The sequence below is a fragment of the Methylobacterium sp. CM6257 genome (genome assembly GCF_054611515.1).
In genome coordinates, this window is record NZ_CM137735.1 from 6,294,654 (window position 1) to 6,312,907 (window position 18,254).

Here is an 18,254-nt window from a genome sequence, read left to right on the forward strand (position 1 = left end):
AGGATGCTCCGGCGCGGCACAGGCGGCGACAGGTTCGGGAGACGACGGGTTCGGGAGAACCGCCTCGGTTCAGTGCGCCATCAGGGTCGGAGCCGTTATCCTGCGGAGGGCGTCGCGGCTCGCTCCGCCGAGGAAGGCCTCGCGCAGGCGGGAATGGCCGTAAGCTCCCATCACGAGAAGGTCCGAACCGGCCTGCGCGACTTCGGCCAGCAGGGTCTCGGTGACGGAAGTGCCGCTGAAGATCGCGCGGTAATCGGCAGCGATGCCATGGCGGCCCAAATGCTTCACCAAGCGGGGGCCGCCCTCGCTGACGCCGGAGACGGCCTCCGTCTGCACCGTAAGGACGCGCACGCGATTGGCGCGGCTCAGGAGCGGCAACGCATCGGACAGCGCCCGCGCGGCCGAGGCGCTGCCGTCCCAGGCCACCGTGACGGCGCCGAACCGCGCCGGCCGGGTCCAGCGCGCCGGCACCACGAGGATCGGCCGTCCCGCTCCGAGGAGAAGATCTTCGGTATAGGCATCCGTCGGCTTGTCGCGGCCGGGATCCGCCTGCTCGACCACGACGAGATCGGACATGCGGGCCCGATCCAGAAGGCGGCTCCGGATCTCGCCCGCGCTGCCGCACAGGGTTTCCATCTCCATCGGCACGTTGGCGGTTCTGGCGGCGTAGGCCAGGTCGTCGGCGACATCGCGCGCGGCCTCGACGGCCGCCTCACGCGTCGACGCGACGAAGTCGTATGGCAACTCCGCCAGGGCGGCCTCATCACCGCCGCCGTCCGGCTGGATGCACAGGCAACCGGCGGCAGCACCGACCTCCCTGGCCAGGGACAGCGCGTAGGGCCCGGCAGCCTCTCCGACCGCGTCCGTGACGATGAGCAGATCCTTGATCATGGTGCGCATCCTGTGGGGGCGGGCCGGAGCGCGATCCGCGTACCGGTCCAGGCTCGCAGGGTGCGCCGACAGGGCTGGCCGGCCTTGATTCATCGCAAAGATGCGCGGACCGGCCCCACGGGCGGTCGCATTTTGATGTCCCTCAAAGCCGCACCCGGCTCACCGGCAGATTCTGGCCGCTCATCCCGGACGCGCGGAGGCATGCGATGCGTGATGTCTTGGTCGTCTTCTATTCGCGCTCGGGCACGACCGGCGTGGTCGCCCAGGCGCTCGCGAACACGCTCGGCGCCGACCTCGATCGTGTCACGACCGGGACATCCTACGCAGGGCCGGCCGGATACATGAGAGGCATCTGGCACGCGCTCCGCCGGGTCGGCCCGCCGATCCGGAAACACTTCGATCCGGCGCAGTTCAAGACGGTCGTTCTGTGCTCCCCCGTATGGGCCGGAAGGCTTTCCGCGCCAATGCGGACCTACCTCCGCGAGGCCGGAGAGCTGTCCCACGTGCTCGGCGTCGCCGTGTCCGGCTCGGGCGGCCCGCAGACATCCTTCTTCCGGGAGCTGGAGCAGATCAGCGGCCGCGCCGGCATTCCCGCCCTCTCGTTGACCCAACGCCAGGTCTTCACCGGCGCCTATCGCTCGGCCTTGGACGCCTTTGCGCGGAAGGCGCGCCGTGCCTGGAGCGAAGCGGCCGAGGATCGCCCCCGCGCGGGCGGGGACGCCGCGGGTCGGCCCGGCGCGCACGGCCTTCCGGGTGGCGGCCTCATCGCTTGAGGGTGTGCACCAGCGGGAGGAAATTGATCACGATTTCGAGGGCGATCAGCAGGACGACCACGATCTCCAAGCGCAACGAGCGATTCGTGTGGATCAGGTCGGTGAGCGCGGTCGCCGTCTCGCCGATCACGGCGAGCTTGCGATGCAGGGTGGCCGTCCGCTCACGCAACTCATATTCGTCCTCGATGCGGGCGTAGAGACGTTCCAGGCCCGGCTGATCCCACAGCACCTCGGGCTTCTCCTCGACCGCCACCCGCCCGGACACCCGGTGCTGGACGAGCAGCGTGCTACCGATATGCTTCAGGACGGCCCGAGGGCCGCCCGACGCGCGCCCCTTCTCGGCCAGGCGCCGCGCCAGCGGCTCGATGACGTCGAAGACAGCCGCGACCTCGATCTCGTTCTGCGCCAGGGCGGTGCTCTTGGCGAGGATGTCGGCGATGACGATCAGGCGTTCGGGCGTCAGCTGGCGGATGGCGATTCTGCCGCCGGGCGCGACCTGATCGTCGTGATCCGGCGCGATCTCGATCGCGGCAGTCTCCTCTTCCGGCCGCGTCACGGGACCACGAACGCGCGACCGCAGGCCTGCGGCGATCTCGTCCTCCTCGATCGGGGACAGCCCGACGGTCACCACGGCCCCGTAGCGGAAGACCACCGCGAAGCCGCGCCCCGCCCGGAAGGCGAGCGGATTGTTCGAGAGCGTGTCGTTGCGTTCGAGGCCCGCCGTATCGATGCGGTCGCCGAGAATGCGCGCGCGGGCGATCAGGCGTTGCGGTTCGACCGGATGCGTGTCCTGGCTCAGCGGAGCCCCCTACCTCATTGATACGGCGCCGGGCCGCGTGAGGGACCCGGCGCCCGGTTCAGCAGCCCGGGGCAGGCAGCGCAGAGTCGGCCTCGACGCACCGCAGATTGCCTGTTCCGGGCGCGGCCCCGCCCTGGTCCGCCGGAGCGCCCCGACCGTCGCCCCCGCGCCGGACGATCCGTGTGGGACAAGCCCGGACAGCCGAGCCTGTTCCTGGCGGATTCCTGGCCGAACGGGCGGCAGGGCGGCGCAGGAGACGCTGCGGCGCCCGGACCGCTCCCCACGCGGAGCCCCCTGGTTGATCTAGCTCAAGGTCCCGCGCCGCCCCTTGCAACACGGTTCCGGCCGGCACGGCGACGCTCGCGCCGTGCCTATGGAGGGAGCGGACGATGCGCACCATCGACAATCAGCCGGAGGACTTCTTCCTGAACGGGTGGAGTCTCCTGCTCGGGATCGGTCTGATCGTGGCGCCCTGGTATTTCGGCTTCGCGGCCGAGAGCTTCGCAGCCTGGAACGCCTGGATCTTCGGCGCCACGGCCGTGATCCTCGCCGTGCTGGCGCTGATGCAGACCTATGACTGGGAGGTCTACGCGATCGCGGCGGCGGGGATCTGGACCTGCCTGGCCCCCTGGGCGCTCGGCTTTCAGGAGGCCGCCGTGGCGACGTGGGCGCATGTGATCTTCGGCGTCGCGCTGATCGTTTCGGCGAGCTCCGAACTGTGGCGCCTGCGCGAGTCTCCGTCGGCCTATGAGGTCTGAGCGGTCCTTCGCTCCCGGCCGGAACTCCGCGGAGATCGCGGCGCGCATGAATTCAGCGGTGCCCGGACCGGGCCCAGGATCGAGGTCTGGATGACCGCCGCACCGACCGGGGTCTCCCCATCGCTGTCGTGGACGCAGCGTCTTCGATGGCCGCTCCGTGCGGCGCGCGCCCACAATCACCACGTCCCGCCCCTGGTCCCGGATTTCTGGACTGCGACCCCGGAGGCCCTGGCATCGACCCTCGGCTGCGGACCCGGCGGTCTCTCGGCCGAGGAGGCCGGCCGTCGTCTGGTCCGATACGGGGCGAATGTCGACGCCCCGGCCGCCGTCGTGACTCATCTCGGCGCCGTCCTGCGGCGAATCCTCGAGCCGCTCTCGCTCATCCTGCTGGTGGCCGCGCTGGTCTCGGCTCTGTCCGGCGACTGGATCGGCGGCGCGATCATCGCGATCATCCTCGCGCTCTCCATCGGCCTCGACACCGTGCAGGAGGGGCACGCGCTCAGGGCCGCGGAGGCCCTGCGCCGCTCGGTCGCCCTCAAGGCGGAGGTCCGCCGCGATGGCGTCTACACCACGATCCCGGTGGAGGCGGTTGTGCCGGGCGACCTCATCCGCGTCCGGGCCGGCGACATCGTCCCGGCCGACGCCCTGGTCGTCGAGAGCACCGCCTTCACGGCCGCGGAGGCGGCGCTCACCGGCGAGCCCTATCCGGTGGAGAAGCGGCCCGGCGCCGTCACCGCCGCGAACCCCGCGGAGGCCTCCAACGCACTGTTCCGCGGGGCGGTGGCGCAGACCGGGGAAGCCGTCGCGCTGGTCGCCGCGACGGGCCGGGCCACGATGTTCGGCGCGGCCGCCGCGTCCCTCGGCGAGGCCCCGGACGCGTCGCCGTTCCAGCGGGACCTGCGCGAGTTCGGTCTGGTGGTCGCCCGGATGACGATCGCCCTCGTGGTCGCCGTCCTGGCCCTGCGGGTCGCCTTCGGCCGCCCCGTCCTCGACTCGCTGCTCTTCTCCGTGGCGCTGGCGGTCGGGCTCACCCCCGAACTCCTGCCGATGATCACCACCGTGACGCTCTCCCGGGGCGCCCTGCGCATGGCGAGGCGGAAGGTCATCGTGAAGCGGCTCGCCGCCATTCATGACCTCGGCGCGATGACGATCCTGTGCACCGACAAGACCGGCACCCTGACCGCCGCGGAGATCACCCTGACCCGCAGCCTCGACGGTGCCGGTCGCGACGATCCGCGGCCGGCCCGGCTCGCCGCAGTCGCGGCCGATCTCGGCGGCGACCGCGGCTCGCTCGATGCCGCCCTCATCCGTGCGGTTCCGGAAGCCGCCGCCGGGTGGCGGCTCGCGGGCCGCCGTGCCTTCGACTTCGCCCGGCGCTCCGGCTCGGTCCTGGCGGAGGGTCCCGAGGGCGCGATCCTGATCGTGAAGGGCGCGCCGGAAGCGGTGCTGGCGGTCTGCACGCACCGGCGCGACGGCGACGGGCACCGGCCGATGACGGAGGCGGAGCGTGCAGCGGCGCTCGACCGCGTCCGGGCGCTCGCCGGAGAGGGCCTGCGCAGCATCGCGGTGGCCTCGCGCGCCGGCCCGGCCGGCGTGACGCCGGGGGATGAGACGGGTCTGGTCCTGGAAGGCTTCTGCGCCTTCGCGGACCCGCCCAAGGCGACCGCAGCGGCGGCGGTCGCCCGCCTCGCGGCGGCGGGCGTGCGCGTGAAGATCCTGTCCGGGGACGATCCGGTCGTGGTGCATCGCCTCGCGCGCCTCGTCGGTCTGAAGGGCAAGACCACGCTCTCCGGGGCCGAGGTCGCGGCGCTGAGCGACGAGGCGCTCGCCGTGCGCGTGCGCGCGGTCGACGCGTTCGGGCGCCTCACGCCCGACCAGAAGGTGCGGGTGGTGCGCGCCCTGAAGAGTGACGGCGCGGTGGTGGGCTTCCTGGGCGACGGCATCAATGATGCGCCGGCCCTGCGGCAGGCGGATATCGGCCTGTCGGTGGAGGGCGCCACCGGCGTCGCGCAGGCGGCAGCCGACATGATCCTGCTCGCCCCCGATCTGGAGGTCGTGGCCGACGGCGTGGCGGAAGGACGCCGGACCTTCGCGAACATCCTGAAATACGTCCGCATGGGCGCGAGCTCGAACTTCGGCAACATGCTGTCCATGGCCGCCGCCTCGGTGGCCCTGCCGTTCCTGCCGATGCTGCCGACCCAGATCCTCTTGAACAATCTGCTCTACGACCTGTCCGAGGTCGGCATCCCCTTCGACGGGGTGAGGCCCGAGGCCACGGCCGAGCCGCAGACCTGGGACATGGGACGCCTCGTCCGCTTCGCCGCCGTGATGGGCCCCCTGTCGTCCCTGTTCGATCTCCTGACCTTCGCGCTCCTGCTGGTCGTCTTCGGCGCGGCGCCGGAGACCTTCCGCACGGCCTGGTTCATGGAATCGATGGCGACGCAGATCCTCGTGATCTTCGTCATTCGCACCAGCGGGCGCCCCTGGCGCGACCGGCCCGGCGCCGCGCTTGCGACCTCCTCGCTCGCCGCCCTCACGGTCGCCCTCGCGCTGCCGTTCACGCCGGTGGGTCCCTGGTTCGGCTTCGCGCCGCCGCAGGCCCCCATCCTCCTGGCGATCCTGGGGATCACGGTGACCTACCTGGTCCTCGCCGAACTGGTGAAGCCCTTCGTGCTCGGCGGCCATGCCGCCTTCGGCCCGCGCCGCGTCCCGGCGCGGGGGCGGCGCCGATCCAGACCGGCCTGAACCCGCGGGGAATCGCTCCATGCCGCCCGAGGACCAGAATGCGGTCGTGACATTCCTGAAGCAGGCGCTGGCGGGCGCGGGCGCGGTGGAGACCGTAACGACCCACATCTCCTACCTCTTCCTGGCGGGAGACCGCGTGCTCAAGCTGAAGCGCGCCGTGCGCTTCCCCTATCTCGACTTCTCGACCCCCGAACGGCGCTTCGCCGCCTGCGCGGCGGAGGTGGCCCTCAACAGCCGCACCGCGCCCGCGCTCTACCGCGGCGCCCGCCGGATCACCCGCGAGCCTGACGGCGCCCTGGCCTTCGACGGGACCGGGGACCTCGTGGATGCCGTCGTGGAGATGCGCCGCTTTCCGGAGGCGGATCTGTTCGACGCGATGGCGCGGGACGGGCGCCTCGGGCCGGAGCACATCGCCGATCTCGCGCAGGCGCTGGCGGCCTTCCATGCCGGGGCGGACATCCACCGCGCGGGAGGCGGGGCCGCCGCCATGACGGCCCTCGTCGACATGAACGACGCCGCGCTCCGGGCGACCGGCCTCGTCCCGGCCGACACGGCAGAGGCGCTCGCGGCCCGGTTCCGGGCCGTCCTGGCGCGGCATGCCCCCCTGCTCGACACCCGTCGTGCCGCCGGCAAGGTCCGCCGCTGCCACGGCGATCTCACCTTGCGCAACATCTGCCTGTTCGAGGGCCGGCCCACACCCTTCGACGGGATCGAGTTCAGCGACACCATCGCGACGATCGACGTGCTCTACGACCTCGCCTTCGTGCTGATGGATCTCTGGCATCGCGAACGCGCCGACCTCGCCAACCTCCTGATGAACCGCTACCTCGACGCGGCGGACGAGACCGACGGGATCGGCCTGCTGCCGTTCCTGATGGCCACGCGCGCCGCGATCCGCGCCCACGTCACGGCGGCGCAGGCGGAGGGCGCCGGCGACGCCGCTTCCAGGACCGCGGAGGCGCACGCCTATCTCGACCTCGCGCGGAACCTGCTCGCAGACGCTCCCGCAGCCCTGCTGGCGGTGGGCGGCTTCAGCGGGTCGGGCAAGTCGAGCGTCGCCGCGGCGGCGGCGCCCTGGATCGGAGCAGCTCCAGGGGCCCGCGTCCTGTCGAGCGACCGCATCCGCAAGCGCCTGCACGGGGTCGGCGCGCTCACGCGCCTGCCCGACTCCGCCTACGATTCCGTGACGTCCGAGCGCGTCTACGCGACCCTGCGGCAGGAGGCCGGGCGCGTCCTGGAGGCCGGCCACGGTGCGGTCGCGGACGCGGTGTTCGACCGGCCCGCGGAACGGGCGGCGATTGAGGCGGTGGCCCGGACGCGGGGCGTGCCGTTCCGCGGCGTCTGGCTGGAGGCGCCCGCCGCGACCCTCGCGCGCCGCATCGATGCGCGCACCCACGACCCTTCCGACGCGACGGCCGCCGTCCTGGCCGCCCAGGTCGCGCGGGGATGCGGTCCGCTCGCGTGGCATCGCCTCGCGGCCGACCGGCCGCTGGCGGCCCTGCGCGCGGACATCCTGTCCCTCTGCGGCGACCGCGGGGCGACGGAGATGCAGCCTCCCGCGGTCAGGACGGCGCCGATACCAACCGATTGACCGCCCGGGCGATCGGCGCCTCCTCGTCGGCCGGAACGACGTAGACGGCGACCGCGGACTCAGCCCGGCTGATCCGCTCGTGCCCGGCGGCGTTGCGACCCTCGTCGAGGGTGACGCCCGCCCAGGCCAGCCCGGCGCAGATCGCCGCCCGGACCGCGGGCGCGTTCTCGCCGATCCCGGCCGTGAAAACGAGTGCGTCGAGCCCGCCGAGCGCGGCCATGAGCGATCCGGCCTCCCGCACCGCCCGGTAGGCGAACAGGGCGAGCGCCTCCGCGGCGCGGGGATCGGCGCTCGCCTGGAGCACCCGCACGTCGTCGCTGAGGCCCGAGACGCCCAGCAGGCCGGAGCCTTCGTTCAGGAGCCGCGCCACGGTGTCCGGGTCCAGGCCGCGCTCGCGGATGAGGTGGAGCACCAGCCCGGGGTCCACCGCTCCGGAGCGGGTTCCCATCATCAGCCCGTCGAGGGCCGTGAAGCCCATCGTGGTCGCGACGCTGCGCCGGCCCTTCAGAGCGCAGAGGCTGGCACCGTGCCCGAGATGGGCGACGATCACCCGTCCCTCGGCCCGCGCGCCCGCGATCCGCGGCAGGGTCTCGGCGACGTGCTGGTAGGACAGGCCGTGGAAGCCGTAGCGGACGATACCCTCGTCCGTCAGCGCGTGCGGGATCGGGAAGAGCTGCGCCAGCCGGGCTTGCGTGCGGTGGAAGGCGGTGTCGAAGCAGGCGACCTGGGGCAGGCCGGGCCAGGCCCGGGCCACCGCCCGGATCGCCGCGAGGTTGTGCGGCTGGTGGGCCGGCGCCAGCGGCGTGAGGCGGTCGAGGGCAGCCAGCACCGCGTCGTCCACGCGGACCGGTTCGGCGAAATCCGGCCCGCCATGGACCACCCGGTGCCCGGCGGCCGTCAGGGTCAGGTGCGGCGCACGGGACAGCGCGTCGAGGAGCCAAGCCACACTCGCCGCGTGGTCGGCCTGCGGGACCAGAGGAGACGCGGCGAGGAAGGACGTCTCGGAGCCCGACGCGTCGACCTTCGCCGCGCGGCCGATACCCGAGACGCCACCCCGGCACAGAAGCGTCGCGGTTCCTGCCGCGTAGAGGGCGAATTTGAGGCTCGAAGAGCCGGCGTTCAGCACGAGGATCGTCGGGCTCATCAGGGCGTCCCGGTGCGGTGGGCGAAGAGCTGCGCGAGGGCGCAGGAGGCCAGGCGCACTTCCGGGCCGTCGGAGCGGCTCGTCAGGATGATCGGGACGCGCGCGCCGAGCAGGAGGCCGGCGGCGTCCGCGCCTGCGAGGTGGATCAGCTGTTTGGCGAGCATGTTGCCCGACACGAGGTCCGGCACCACGAGGATGTCGGCATCGCCCGCGACCGGTGACACAATGGCCTTCGCGGCGGCGGCGGCGCGGGAGATGGCGTTGTCGAAGGCCAGCGGACCATCGACGAGCCCCCCCGTGATCTGCCCGCGCTCGGCCATCTTGCACAGGGCGGCCGCGTCGAGGGTCGAGCCGAGCTTGGTGGAGACCGTCTCGACGGCCGAGAGGATCGCCACCTTGGGCTGCGCGATCCCCAGCGCGCAGGCGAGGTCGATGGCGTTCTGCACGATGTCGCGCTTCTCCTCCAGGCTCGGCGCGATGTTGACGGCGGCGTCGGTCAGGAACAGCGGCTTGGGGTAGCTCGGCACGTCGAGGGCGTAGACGTGGCTCATGCGCCGCTCGGTCCGCAGGCCCGACTCCCGGGAAATGGCGGCCGCCAGGATCTCGTCGGTGTGGAGCGCCCCTTTCATCAGCGCCGCCACCTTTCCGGCGCGGGCCAGGGAGACCGCCCGCTCCGCCGCGGCGTGGCTGTGGGGCGCGTCGACGATCTCGATCCCGTCGAGGGCGAGGCCGGCCGCACGCGCCGCGGCCTCGATCTTCGGCCGCGGCCCCACCAGAACCGGCACGATCAGCCCGGCCTCGCGCGCGGCGCGCGCGCCCTCGAGCGAGGCCGCATCGCAGGGATGGACGACGGCCGTCAGCGCCGGGGCGAAGCGGCGCGCCGCCTCGATCATGCGATTCCAGTGCACGCCCCGCTCGTGCAGGTGCACTTCCGGCAGCAGGACGCGCGGCCGCCGCACCTTCTCGGTGGGAGCCAGCACCTCGGCCTCGCCGGTGATGACCGTCTCGCCCTGCGCGTTCAGGCAGACGCAGTCGAGGCGCACCCGCTGATCGGAGGCGTCCTTCTCGCGCACGGTGACACGCGCCGTCACCGCGTCGCCGATCCGGACCGGATGCAGGAACCGCAGGGACTGGCCGAGATAGATCGTGCCGGGCCCCGGCAGCTCCGTGCCGAGCACGGCGGAAATCAGCGCCCCGCCCCAGAGCCCGTGCGCGATCACCCCGTGGAAGCGGTCGGTGGCAGCATAGTCCCGATCGAGATGGGCCGGGTTCACGTCACCGGAGGCCAGCGCGAACAGGCTGATGTCCTGCGCCTGCAGGGTGCGGGTCAGGCTGGCGGTGTCGCCCACCGCGATCTCGTCGAAGGTGCGGTTCTCGATGAAGCGGAGCGGTTCCATCATGCCACCCGCTCAGGCTTCCAGCACGTAGGCGCCGGGCGCGTCCTCGAGCACCGCGTAGCCCGCGGCCGGTGCGCCCATCGCGGGCGGCGGCGCGGGCGGCCCCGACCGCTCCGCCAGCCAGGCGGCCCAGGCGGGCCACCAGGACCCTTCGCTCTGCGGCGTCTGGGCGATCCAGGTGTCGGGATCGCGGTAATGGTCGGTCGCGCGGGTGGTCCGGATCCGGTGATGGCCGTACGGGCGACCCGGCTGCGCGACGATCCCGGCATTGTGGCCGCCGCTGGCGAGGACGAAGGTGACGTCGGTATCGGCGAGCGGGTGGATCTTGAACACCGAACGCCAGGGCGCGACGTGGTCGCGCTCCGTGCCCACCGCGAAGACCGGGACGCGGATGTCGGAGACGGAGACCGGCCGGCCACCGACCTGGAGACGCCCCTCCGCGAGGTCGTTGTCGAGGAACAGGCGGCGCAGATATTCGGCATGCATCCGCGCCGGCAGGCGCGTGGCGTCCGCGTTCCAGGCCATCAGGTCGGTCATCGGCTCCCGTCTTCCGAGGAGGTAGTCGCGGACGATCCGGGACCAGATCAGGTCGTTCGAGCGCAGGAGCTGGAAGGCGCCGGCCATCTGCCGGGCATCGAGGGTTCCCCGGCTGCGCATCAGGCTCTCCAGGAAGCTGATCTGGCTCTCGCCGATGAACAGCGTCAGCTCGCCGGCCTCGGTGAAGTCGAGCTGCGCGGCGAACAGGCTGAGCGAGGCGAGGCGCGCGTCGCCGTCCCGGCTCATCGCGGCGGCCGCGATGGCGAGAAGCGTGCCGCCCAGGCAGTATCCGGCAGCGTGGATCGGCTGGCCGGGAGCGATGGCCGTAACGGCATCGAGGGCCGCCATCACGCCGAGCCGGCGGTAATCGTCGAAGGACACGTCCCGATCCTCCGGACCGGGATTGCGCCAGGAGATCATGAAGACGGTGTGCCCCTGACCCGTGAGGTACCGGACCAGCGAGTTCCCGGGCGACAGGTCGAGGATGTAGAACTTCATGATCCAGGCCGGCACGATCAGCACCGGCTCCGGCCTGACTGCGGCCACGGTCGGGGCGTACTGGATCAGCTCGATCAGCCGGTTGCGGAACACGACCTTCCCGGGCGAGACGGCCACCGCGCGCCCGACCGGGAAGGCGTCGGCGCCGACCGGCCTCAGTCCTTCGGCCGCGCGCGCGGCGTCCTCGGCGGCGTTGAGCAGGCCCGTAACGAGGTTCGCGCCGCCGGTCCGCACGGTCTCGCCCAGCACGACCGGATTGGTCCAGGGCAGGTTCGACGGCGAGGCGGCATCGAGGACTTGGCGCGCCACGAAGGCGACGAGGTTCTCGTGGGCGCGGCAGACGCCGGGCACGCCGGTCGTGGCGTTGTGCCACCATTGCTGGGTCAGCAGGAACGATTGGTAGACGAGACTGAAGGGCCAGACCTGCCAGGCCGGATCGTCGAAACGGTGGTCCTGGGGCAGCGGATTGATGCACGGCGCGGCATGGCCCTGCAGGACGGCGCTCCGGGCCGCGAACTGCGCGAGACGCATCTGCTTCCGCAGGAGCTTCATGCCCAGCGTGGCCTGCTTGCCCGGCGAGAAGGCCGCGTGGATGGCCCAGTCGAACCACGCCTCGGCGAGGGCCGCGGGCGAGAGGCCGGCCGTCATCCGGGCGACGGAGGCGTGCACGCTCTGATCGATCGCGCGCCGGACCGGCGCCAGATCGTCCTCTTCCTCGGGGGGATCGGACCGGGATGCCGGGCTGCGGACCTCCGGGACCGGGAGCAGACGCAACCCGGGCCACGACGGCTCTGCGGCCGTCTCTCTCACATCCGCGTCGAGCATGCACGATCTCCTGCGACGCCGCGGAGGTTACGGCGTGCGCGACCGCGAGCCCGTGATTCAGATCAAGACACCGGGACAGGGCGGCCACCGATCGCGGTTGCCCGGACTCACGACAGGGCGATCGTCTTCCGGAATCGCAGGATCGCCGCGACGACGAACACGGCGCCGATCGCGCTCACGACCACGATGCGGGTCCAGACCGCGTCGAGACCGGCGCCCCGGTAGAGGATCGCCTGCGCGAAGGCCACGAAATGCACCGTGGGGGAGGCCTGGAGAAGCGTGGAGAGCCAAGGCGGCATGCTCTCCAGCGGCGTGTTGCTCCCGGACAGCATGGCGAGCGGCAGGTAGACCAGGAGGTAGAGCAGGCCGAGCTGCGGCATCGAGCGCGCGAGGGTGCCCAGGAACAGGCCGATCGCCGTCGCGAAGAACAGGTAGGCCGCCGTCCCGACCAGGAACAGCGGGATGGAGCCGATGATCGGCACGTGCAGGAGGCCCCGCACGACGAGGACGAGGGACAGGCCCACGGCCACCAGGATCACGAGGCCGTTGGACCAGACCTTCGCCATGGCGATCTCGAAGGGTGTGACCGGCATCACCAGCAGGTGTTCCAGCGTTCCCCGCTCGCGCTCGCGCACCACGGCCGCGCCGGCCAGGATGATCGCCAGCATTGTCACGCTGTTGAGGATTCCCATCACGCTCGTGAACCACGCCGTCTCGGCGTTGGGGTTGAAGGCGATGCGCGCGACGAGTTCGACCGGCACTGGCGCCGGGATCCCCTCGCGGGTGACGAAGCGGGCGACCTCGTCGGCCACGATCTGCTGCGCGTAGGCCGCGCCGAGCCCGGCCTGCACCATCGCGGTGGCGTCGACGTTGAGCTGGATCCGTGCGGGCCTGAGCCCGAGCAGGTCGGATTGGAAGCGCGGCGGGATGTCGAGCACGAACGTGTAGGTGCCGGCGTTCAGCGCCGGGATGATGTCCCGCTCGGCGATGGGGACGGGCGGCTTGAAGTCGGGGGGCAGGAAGGCCTGCGTGATCTGCCGCGACAGCGCCGAGCGGTCCTCGTCGACGACAGCGATCGCGGCGTTGTGCAGTTCCTGCGAGCTGCTCTGCGCCTGCGCCAGGATCGCCAGGGAGAAGCTGTAGATCACCAGACCCAGCAGGACATAGTCGCGCCCGAAGCTGCGGAGTTCCTTGGTCCCGAGCCAGAGGATGTTCGCGAGGGCGGTCACGGCGCAGCCCCGAAGAGGGTCAGGATTCCTGCCGGGGCATCGCCAGGCAGGCCGCGGCGGTCAGGACTGGGATGAAGGCCGCCAGGATGGCCAGGTTGCCGGCGAGGTCGGCCCAGCCGAGGCCCTTGGTGAAGGCCCCGAGGCTCACCGGCAGATAGTAGCTCATGGGGAAGAGCCGACCCAGGACACGCCCCAGGCCCGTGAGGGCGGCGACGGGGACGAGCATCCCGGCGAACATGGTGGCGGGCAGCACGGTCAGGATGGCGGTGCCGAACAGAGCCGCGATCTGAGTCCGGGCGAAGGTCGAGACGAACATCCCGTAGGCTGTCGTCGCCGTGACGTAGATCAGCGTCCCGAGGAGCAGGACCGAGGCGCTGCCCTTCAACGGAACCCCGAAGACGAATTGCGCGAGGGCGACCATCAGCGCGAAATTCACCAGCGCGAGGCCGATATAGGGGAGCTGCTTGCCCAGCAGGAATTCCAGGCGCGTCAGGGGCGTCACGTAGAGATTGGTGATCGAGCCGAGCTCCTTCTCGCGCACCACCGCCAGCGCCATCATGATCGCCGGGATCAGGGCGAGCTGGAGGGCGATCTGCGCCGGGACCATCGCGAAGATGCTGTCGAAATCCTGATTGTACTTGAAGCGCACCGCGATCTCGGCCTGCGGAGCCGGGTTGGCCTGCGCGGGAAACCTCCGGCGATCGGACAGGTAGAGCTGGTGCACACCGGACAGATAGCCCCGGATGGTCTGCGCGAAGAACGGCCGGGCTCCGTCGATCCAGGCCGCCACCTGCGTCCGACGCCCGCGGGCCACGTCCCGGCCGAAGCCCGGCGGGATCTCGATCGCGGCCGCGATGTCCCCGCGGGCGAGCCGCCGCTCGAGTTCGCCGAACCCCGACAGGGGCGCCGTCTCCACGAAGTAGCGCGAGCCCCGGAGCCCCTCGAGATAGGCGCGGCTCTCGTGGCTCCGGTCGTGATCGAGCACCGCGAAGGCGACGCTGTTCACGTCGGTGGAGATTCCGAAGCCGAAGACGAGCATCAGGAAGGTCGTGCCGAGAACCGCGAAGGCGAGGCGGATCCGGTCGCGCGCGAGTTCCAGCGCCTCGCGGTGCGCGCAGGCGAGGAGCCGGCGCGGGCTGAACACGGTGGCGCCGTTCGCTCGGGGACCGGACGGCGGAGCCCCCGCTTCCGCGATCACGGGGGGCTGCGGGGGCGCCCCGGTGCCGCCGGCGGCGGCCCGTTCAAGGAAGGCGACGAAGGCGTCCTCCAGGGTGGCGGCCCCGGAGCGCGTGACCAGTCCCGCAGGGGTGTCGATCGCCAGGACCCGCCCCGAATCCATCAGGGCGAGGCGGTCGCAGCGTTCAGCCTCGGCCATGAAGTGGGTCGATACGAAGATGGTCACGCCCTGACGGCGCGCGAGGTCGAGCAGCAGGTCCCAGAAACGGTCGCGCGCCGGCGGATCGACCCCGGAGGTCGGCTCGTCGAGGATCAGAAGCTCGGGCCCGTGGACGACGGCCACCGCCAGGGACAGGCGCTGCCGGATGCCGAGCGGCAGATCCTCGGCACGCTGATCGACGTGCCGGGCAAGGTCGAACTGCGCGATGAGCTCGGCCACCCGCGCGCGCCGGACCTCCAGGCTGAGCTGGAACAGGCGGGCATGCAGGGCGAGGTTCTGCCGCACCGTCAGCTCGGCGTAGAGCGAGAAGGCCTGCGACATGTAGCCGACCCGCCGGCGCGCCGCGATGCCGCCCGCGGCGACCGGCTTCCCGAACAGGAGCGCCTCGCCCTCGGTCGGGGGCAGCAGGCCGGTCAGGACCTTCATGGTCGTGGTCTTGCCGCAGCCGTTCGAGCCGACGAACCCGAAGATCTCCCCGGGCAGGATGTCGAAGCTGACGCGGTCCACCGCCGTGAAGGCGCCGAACCGCCGGGTCAGGCCGCGCGCCGTGATGATCGGCTGGTCGCGCCCGGGCGCGGCCCTGGGTGGCACCGGCTCCCGGGGCGGGGCCGCGTCCGCCTCCGGCAGCAGGGCCGCGAAGGCGGCCTCGACGCTGGCCGCGCGGGTCCGCCGCCGCAGCGCCTCCGGGGAGCCCGTGGCGACCACCCGGCCGTCGTTCATCGCGACGAGCCAGTCGAACGCCTCCGCCTCCTGCATGTAGGCCGTGGCGACCAGCACCGACATGGCCGGGCGCCGGGACCGGATCCGTCCGATGAGCTCCCAGAACTGCCGGCGCGAGAGCGGATCGACCCCCGTGGTCGGCTCGTCGAGGATCAGCAGGTCGGGATCGTGGATCAGGGAACAGCAGAGGCCGAGCTTCTGGCGCATGCCGCCGGACAGTTTCCCCGCCGGGCGATCCGCGAAGGGCGTGAGCCCCGTGCCGGCCAGGAGCTCGGCGATCCGCGCATCCCGCTCCGCCGGTTCCTGCCCGAACAGGCGGCCGAAGACGTCGATGTTCTCGCGCACGCTGAGGCTGGCGTAGAGATTGCGCCCGAGCCCTTGCGGCATGTAGGCGATCCGCGGGCACACGGCCGCCCGGTGCCGGGCGTACGCGATGTCGCCGTCGAGCACCGTGACGCGGCCGGCCTGGACCCGCCGGGCCCCCGCGAGGATTGCGAGCAGCGACGACTTCCCGACGCCGTCCGGCCCGATCAGGCCCACGAGCCGGCCGCCGGGGATCGCCAGCGTCACGTCGTCCAGCGCGACGGTCCGGCCGTAGCGGTGCGCGAGGTGCTCCACCCGGGCGACGGTGAGATCCTGCGGCCTCATCATGGATCTCAGGGCGCCGTCGGGACCGGCGCGGGGGCCGGGGGCGGGTTCGGCGGCGGGCTCGGGAGGAGCGCGGCCGGCCACGCGGCCTCCGCGTCGGTCCGGATGTAGGCGATCCCGGGCAGACCGCTGCGGACGAGGGTCTCGCGCCCCCGGAGCCGCTCCGGGTCGATCCGCACCCGGATCCGGAACATCAGCTTGTCGCGCTCGTCGCGGGTCTCCACGGTCTTCGGCGTGAACTGCGCCTGGCTGGAGACGAAGACCACCCGCGCCGGAATGACGTGCCCGGGATAGGCGTCGAGTACGATGCGCGCCTCCGCGCCGATCCGGACGCGGCCCGCCTCCGGCGTCGGCAGGTAGACATCCATGCGGACGTCGGAGGCGTCGAGCATCGTGAAGACCTTGCCGCCAACACCCAGGACCTCGCCGACATTGGCGACGCGGTACTCGATGGGCCCGTCGCGCGGCGCGACGAGGGAATTGTCGGCGATGTTGACCCGGATGTAGACGGCGCTCTGCGTCACGGCTTCGAGGGCGTGCCGGGCCGCGCCGACCCGCGCGGCCGCCGCCTCGCGGGCCGCCTGCGCCGCGTCGGCGTTCTGCCGCGCGACCTCCAGCGCATGTTCACCGCCGCCGAGCCGCGCTTCGGCCGCACTCAGCGCCGCGGCGGCCTCGTCCGCCGCCTGCCGGCGCGTGTCGAGCTGCTCGGCGGACGCGTAGCCCCGCGCCGTGAGATAGGTCGAGCGGCTCAGCTCCTGCCGGGTGAGCCTCACGTGGCTCTGCCGCTCCTGAATGTTGGCCTTGGCCTCCTCGACGGCGCGCTCGGCTTGGCTGACCGCCGCCTGCGTGGCGAGAACCTGGGCCTGCTGCTGGGCGAAGGTCCGCTCGGCCTCCTCCACGCCCTTCTGCGCTTGGCGGATCTGGGCCTCCGTCTGGCCCAGCTGCGCCTCCAGATCCCGGGTATCCATCATGGCGACGACCTGCCCGGCCCGCACCATGTCGCCCTCCTCGACGAGAAGACGCGCGATGCGGCCGGCGAACTTGGTGTCGATGTCGATCACGTTCGCTTCGAGCCGGCCGTTCCCGGAGGCGAAGCCCGGCGGCAGCAACGGCCGGTGGGCCTTCCACCAGCCATAGCCGCCCCCGGCGAGGATCAGCAGCACGAGGGCGGCCGCGAGCCACAGGCCCACCGAACGCCGATGCGGTCCGGCAGGTGGGGGGCGCGCGGAAGCCGGGACGATGGCCCCGGAGGCGGGGACAACCGCGCCGGGAACGATCTTGCCCGGGATTACCTCCGCCGTCCGGTCGCGGGGTCTCACGGCGGGCAGGACCGTATCCACGCTCATGGAGGGGTGCCCCCGATCTGCGCGCCGCCGTCGGGAGGCGCCCCGGGATGGTCGGCGGCCGCGCCCGTTGCGGCAGCCTCCGCGTCGTCCGGGGACGGCAGGACCGTGCCGGTGATCGGCTCGACCCAGGTCAGGTGGTCGCGCACGGCGACGACGCCCGGCACACCTTCGACGGCGGCGCGGACCGCGCCCCGTTCCCGCTCGTCGGTGATCCAGCCGTGCAGCTCGACCGTCCCGCGCCGGACGGCGACCTCGATCGCGGCCTTCGGGATGCAGACGGCGCGGTCGAATTCGGCGAGGATGTCCTGGCGGATCTCGGCATCGCTGCGGTCGCCGGCGGGTCGGTCCGCGTCCAGTGCGGCGCCGAGAGCCCGGACGACATCCGCCCGGCTGACCATCCCGACGACGGAGCGTCCGCGCAGGACCGGCACCCGCTTGATCCCGGCCCGCGCCAGGGTCTCGACGATCGCCTGCAGGGGGGTGTCCTCCGTGACGGTGGTCACGGGGCTGGACATCACCGCCTCGGCCCTTCGGCCGTGGGCGTGGGCGTATTCCTCGGCGAGCCCGCCGGGGCTGCGGAGATACTGGATCCAGCGCGGCGCGCGGCGTTTGGTGCCGAGTTCGGTCCGGCGGAGCAGATCGCCCTCCGTCAGGATCCCGACGAGGGCGCCCTGCGCATCGATGACCGGCAAACCGCTGACATCGGCTTCGAGCATGAGGTCGATCGCGCGCCGGAGGGTCGTCTCGGGGCAGACGCTGACGACGGGCGCCGACATGATCTGGCGCGCGCAGATCTGGTCCGGTCCCGGATGCGATCGGTCGCGCGCGGACGGCAACAGGGCATCGGGCGACAGCGCCTGATCCGCATCATGGGCGAGCCCTGGCATTCACGACCTCCCGGGTTGGGATCGGTGCGCGGACGGGACCGCCTCATCCTGCCGCGCGTCGGATCGGGGC

13 protein-coding genes are annotated in these 18,254 nt (G+C 72.2%); 4 read left to right on the forward strand and 9 right to left on the reverse strand.

Translation table 11 applies throughout. The features are described from left to right. Positions 1 to 69: 69 nt before the first annotated feature. The gene (locus tag ACYCO6_RS30655; RefSeq protein ID WP_459766428.1) at positions 70 to 891 is read right to left on the reverse strand and encodes a universal stress protein; all 822 of its coding nucleotides are present in this window, start codon (positions 889 to 891) and stop codon (positions 70 to 72) included. A 206-nt stretch (positions 892 to 1,097) separates the two neighbouring features. Here ACYCO6_RS30655 and ACYCO6_RS30660 point away from each other — a divergent pair, with 206 nt between their 5' ends. Continuing rightward, positions 1,098 to 1,664 carry a flavodoxin family protein gene (locus tag ACYCO6_RS30660; protein ID WP_459766430.1) on the forward strand — a complete coding sequence of 189 codons (567 nt, stop codon included), beginning with the start codon at positions 1,098 to 1,100 and terminating at the stop codon, positions 1,662 to 1,664. Here the strand turns inward: ACYCO6_RS30660 and ACYCO6_RS30665 are convergent. Continuing rightward, positions 1,654 to 2,316 carry an RMD1 family protein gene (locus ACYCO6_RS30665; RefSeq protein ID WP_459766432.1) on the reverse strand — a complete coding sequence of 221 codons (663 nt, stop codon included), beginning with the start codon at positions 2,314 to 2,316 and terminating at the stop codon, positions 1,654 to 1,656. The genes ACYCO6_RS30660 and ACYCO6_RS30665 overlap by 11 nt on opposite strands. A gap of 536 nt (positions 2,317 to 2,852) precedes the next feature. Between ACYCO6_RS30665 and ACYCO6_RS30670 the strand changes: the two genes are divergently transcribed. The 3 genes from ACYCO6_RS30670 to ACYCO6_RS30680 all read left to right on the forward strand — a co-directional run bounded on the left by ACYCO6_RS30670 (position 2,853) and on the right by ACYCO6_RS30680 (position 7,557). Continuing rightward, positions 2,853 to 3,221 (forward strand): SPW repeat protein, encoded by a 369-nt coding sequence (locus tag ACYCO6_RS30670; protein WP_459766434.1) that lies wholly within the window; start codon positions 2,853 to 2,855, stop codon positions 3,219 to 3,221. A gap of 90 nt (positions 3,222 to 3,311) precedes the next feature. After that, positions 3,312 to 5,966, forward strand: a complete 2,655-nt coding sequence (gene mgtA / locus ACYCO6_RS30675) for a magnesium-translocating P-type ATPase (protein WP_459766436.1) — start codon at positions 3,312 to 3,314, stop codon at positions 5,964 to 5,966. Positions 5,967 to 5,985: 19 nt separating this feature from the next. Continuing rightward, complete coding sequence (locus tag ACYCO6_RS30680; protein WP_459766438.1) at positions 5,986 to 7,557, forward strand: bifunctional aminoglycoside phosphotransferase/ATP-binding protein; 1,572 nt, start codon at positions 5,986 to 5,988, stop codon at positions 7,555 to 7,557. Here the strand turns inward: ACYCO6_RS30680 and ACYCO6_RS30685 are convergent. The 7 genes from ACYCO6_RS30685 to ACYCO6_RS30715 form a co-directional block, all read right to left on the reverse strand. Then, a complete protein-coding gene (locus ACYCO6_RS30685) occupies positions 7,529 to 8,701 on the reverse strand; it encodes an acetate/propionate family kinase (protein ID WP_459766440.1) in 1,173 nt (390 codons plus the stop codon). The genes ACYCO6_RS30680 and ACYCO6_RS30685 overlap by 29 nt on opposite strands. Continuing rightward, positions 8,701 to 10,098 carry a bifunctional enoyl-CoA hydratase/phosphate acetyltransferase gene (locus ACYCO6_RS30690; protein ID WP_459773790.1) on the reverse strand — a complete coding sequence of 466 codons (1,398 nt, stop codon included), beginning with the start codon at positions 10,096 to 10,098 and terminating at the stop codon, positions 8,701 to 8,703. The genes ACYCO6_RS30685 and ACYCO6_RS30690 overlap by 1 nt, the downstream gene beginning before the upstream one ends. 12 nt (positions 10,099 to 10,110) lie before the next feature. Beyond that, on the reverse strand, positions 10,111 to 11,958 hold the full coding sequence (locus tag ACYCO6_RS30695) for a PHA/PHB synthase family protein (protein ID WP_459766442.1): 1,848 nt from the start codon (positions 11,956 to 11,958) through the stop codon (positions 10,111 to 10,113). A 107-nt stretch (positions 11,959 to 12,065) separates the two neighbouring features. Further along, positions 12,066 to 13,187, reverse strand: a complete 1,122-nt coding sequence (locus ACYCO6_RS30700) for an ABC transporter permease (protein WP_459766444.1) — start codon at positions 13,185 to 13,187, stop codon at positions 12,066 to 12,068. Positions 13,188 to 13,206: 19 nt separating this feature from the next. Next, positions 13,207 to 15,951 carry a ribosome-associated ATPase/putative transporter RbbA gene (rbbA, locus tag ACYCO6_RS30705; RefSeq protein ID WP_459773792.1) on the reverse strand — a complete coding sequence of 915 codons (2,745 nt, stop codon included), beginning with the start codon at positions 15,949 to 15,951 and terminating at the stop codon, positions 13,207 to 13,209. 8 nt (positions 15,952 to 15,959) lie between these two features. After that, positions 15,960 to 17,297: an HlyD family secretion protein gene (locus ACYCO6_RS30710; protein WP_459766447.1), complete on the reverse strand. Its 1,338-nt coding sequence runs from the start codon at positions 17,295 to 17,297 to the stop codon at positions 15,960 to 15,962. Then, complete coding sequence (locus ACYCO6_RS30715; RefSeq protein ID WP_459766449.1) at positions 17,294 to 18,184, reverse strand: CBS domain-containing protein; 891 nt, start codon at positions 18,182 to 18,184, stop codon at positions 17,294 to 17,296. The genes ACYCO6_RS30710 and ACYCO6_RS30715 overlap by 4 nt, the downstream gene beginning before the upstream one ends. Between the last annotated feature and the right edge of the window lie 70 nt (positions 18,185 to 18,254).

What these genes read in the sequence shown, in the direction of transcription:
- ACYCO6_RS30710 (WP_459766447.1), bottom strand. Translation starts at nt 17,297, where the DNA reads ATGAGCGTGGATACGGTCCTGCCCGCCGTGAGACCCCGCGACCGGACG.
- ACYCO6_RS30655 (WP_459766428.1), bottom strand. Translation starts at nt 891, where the DNA reads ATGATCAAGGATCTGCTCATCGTCACGGACGCGGTCGGAGAGGCTGCC.
- rbbA (WP_459773792.1), bottom strand. Translation starts at nt 15,951, where the DNA reads ATGAGGCCGCAGGATCTCACCGTCGCCCGGGTGGAGCACCTCGCGCAC.
- ACYCO6_RS30715 (WP_459766449.1), bottom strand. Translation starts at nt 18,184, where the DNA reads ATGCCAGGGCTCGCCCATGATGCGGATCAGGCGCTGTCGCCCGATGCC.
- ACYCO6_RS30690 (WP_459773790.1), bottom strand. Translation starts at nt 10,098, where the DNA reads ATGGAACCGCTCCGCTTCATCGAGAACCGCACCTTCGACGAGATCGCG.
- ACYCO6_RS30695 (WP_459766442.1), bottom strand. Translation starts at nt 11,958, where the DNA reads ATGCTCGACGCGGATGTGAGAGAGACGGCCGCAGAGCCGTCGTGGCCC.
- ACYCO6_RS30670 (WP_459766434.1), top strand. Translation starts at nt 2,853, where the DNA reads ATGCGCACCATCGACAATCAGCCGGAGGACTTCTTCCTGAACGGGTGG.
- ACYCO6_RS30685 (WP_459766440.1), bottom strand. Translation starts at nt 8,701, where the DNA reads ATGAGCCCGACGATCCTCGTGCTGAACGCCGGCTCTTCGAGCCTCAAA.
- ACYCO6_RS30660 (WP_459766430.1), top strand. Translation starts at nt 1,098, where the DNA reads ATGCGTGATGTCTTGGTCGTCTTCTATTCGCGCTCGGGCACGACCGGC.
- ACYCO6_RS30680 (WP_459766438.1), top strand. Translation starts at nt 5,986, where the DNA reads ATGCCGCCCGAGGACCAGAATGCGGTCGTGACATTCCTGAAGCAGGCG.
- mgtA (WP_459766436.1), top strand. Translation starts at nt 3,312, where the DNA reads ATGACCGCCGCACCGACCGGGGTCTCCCCATCGCTGTCGTGGACGCAG.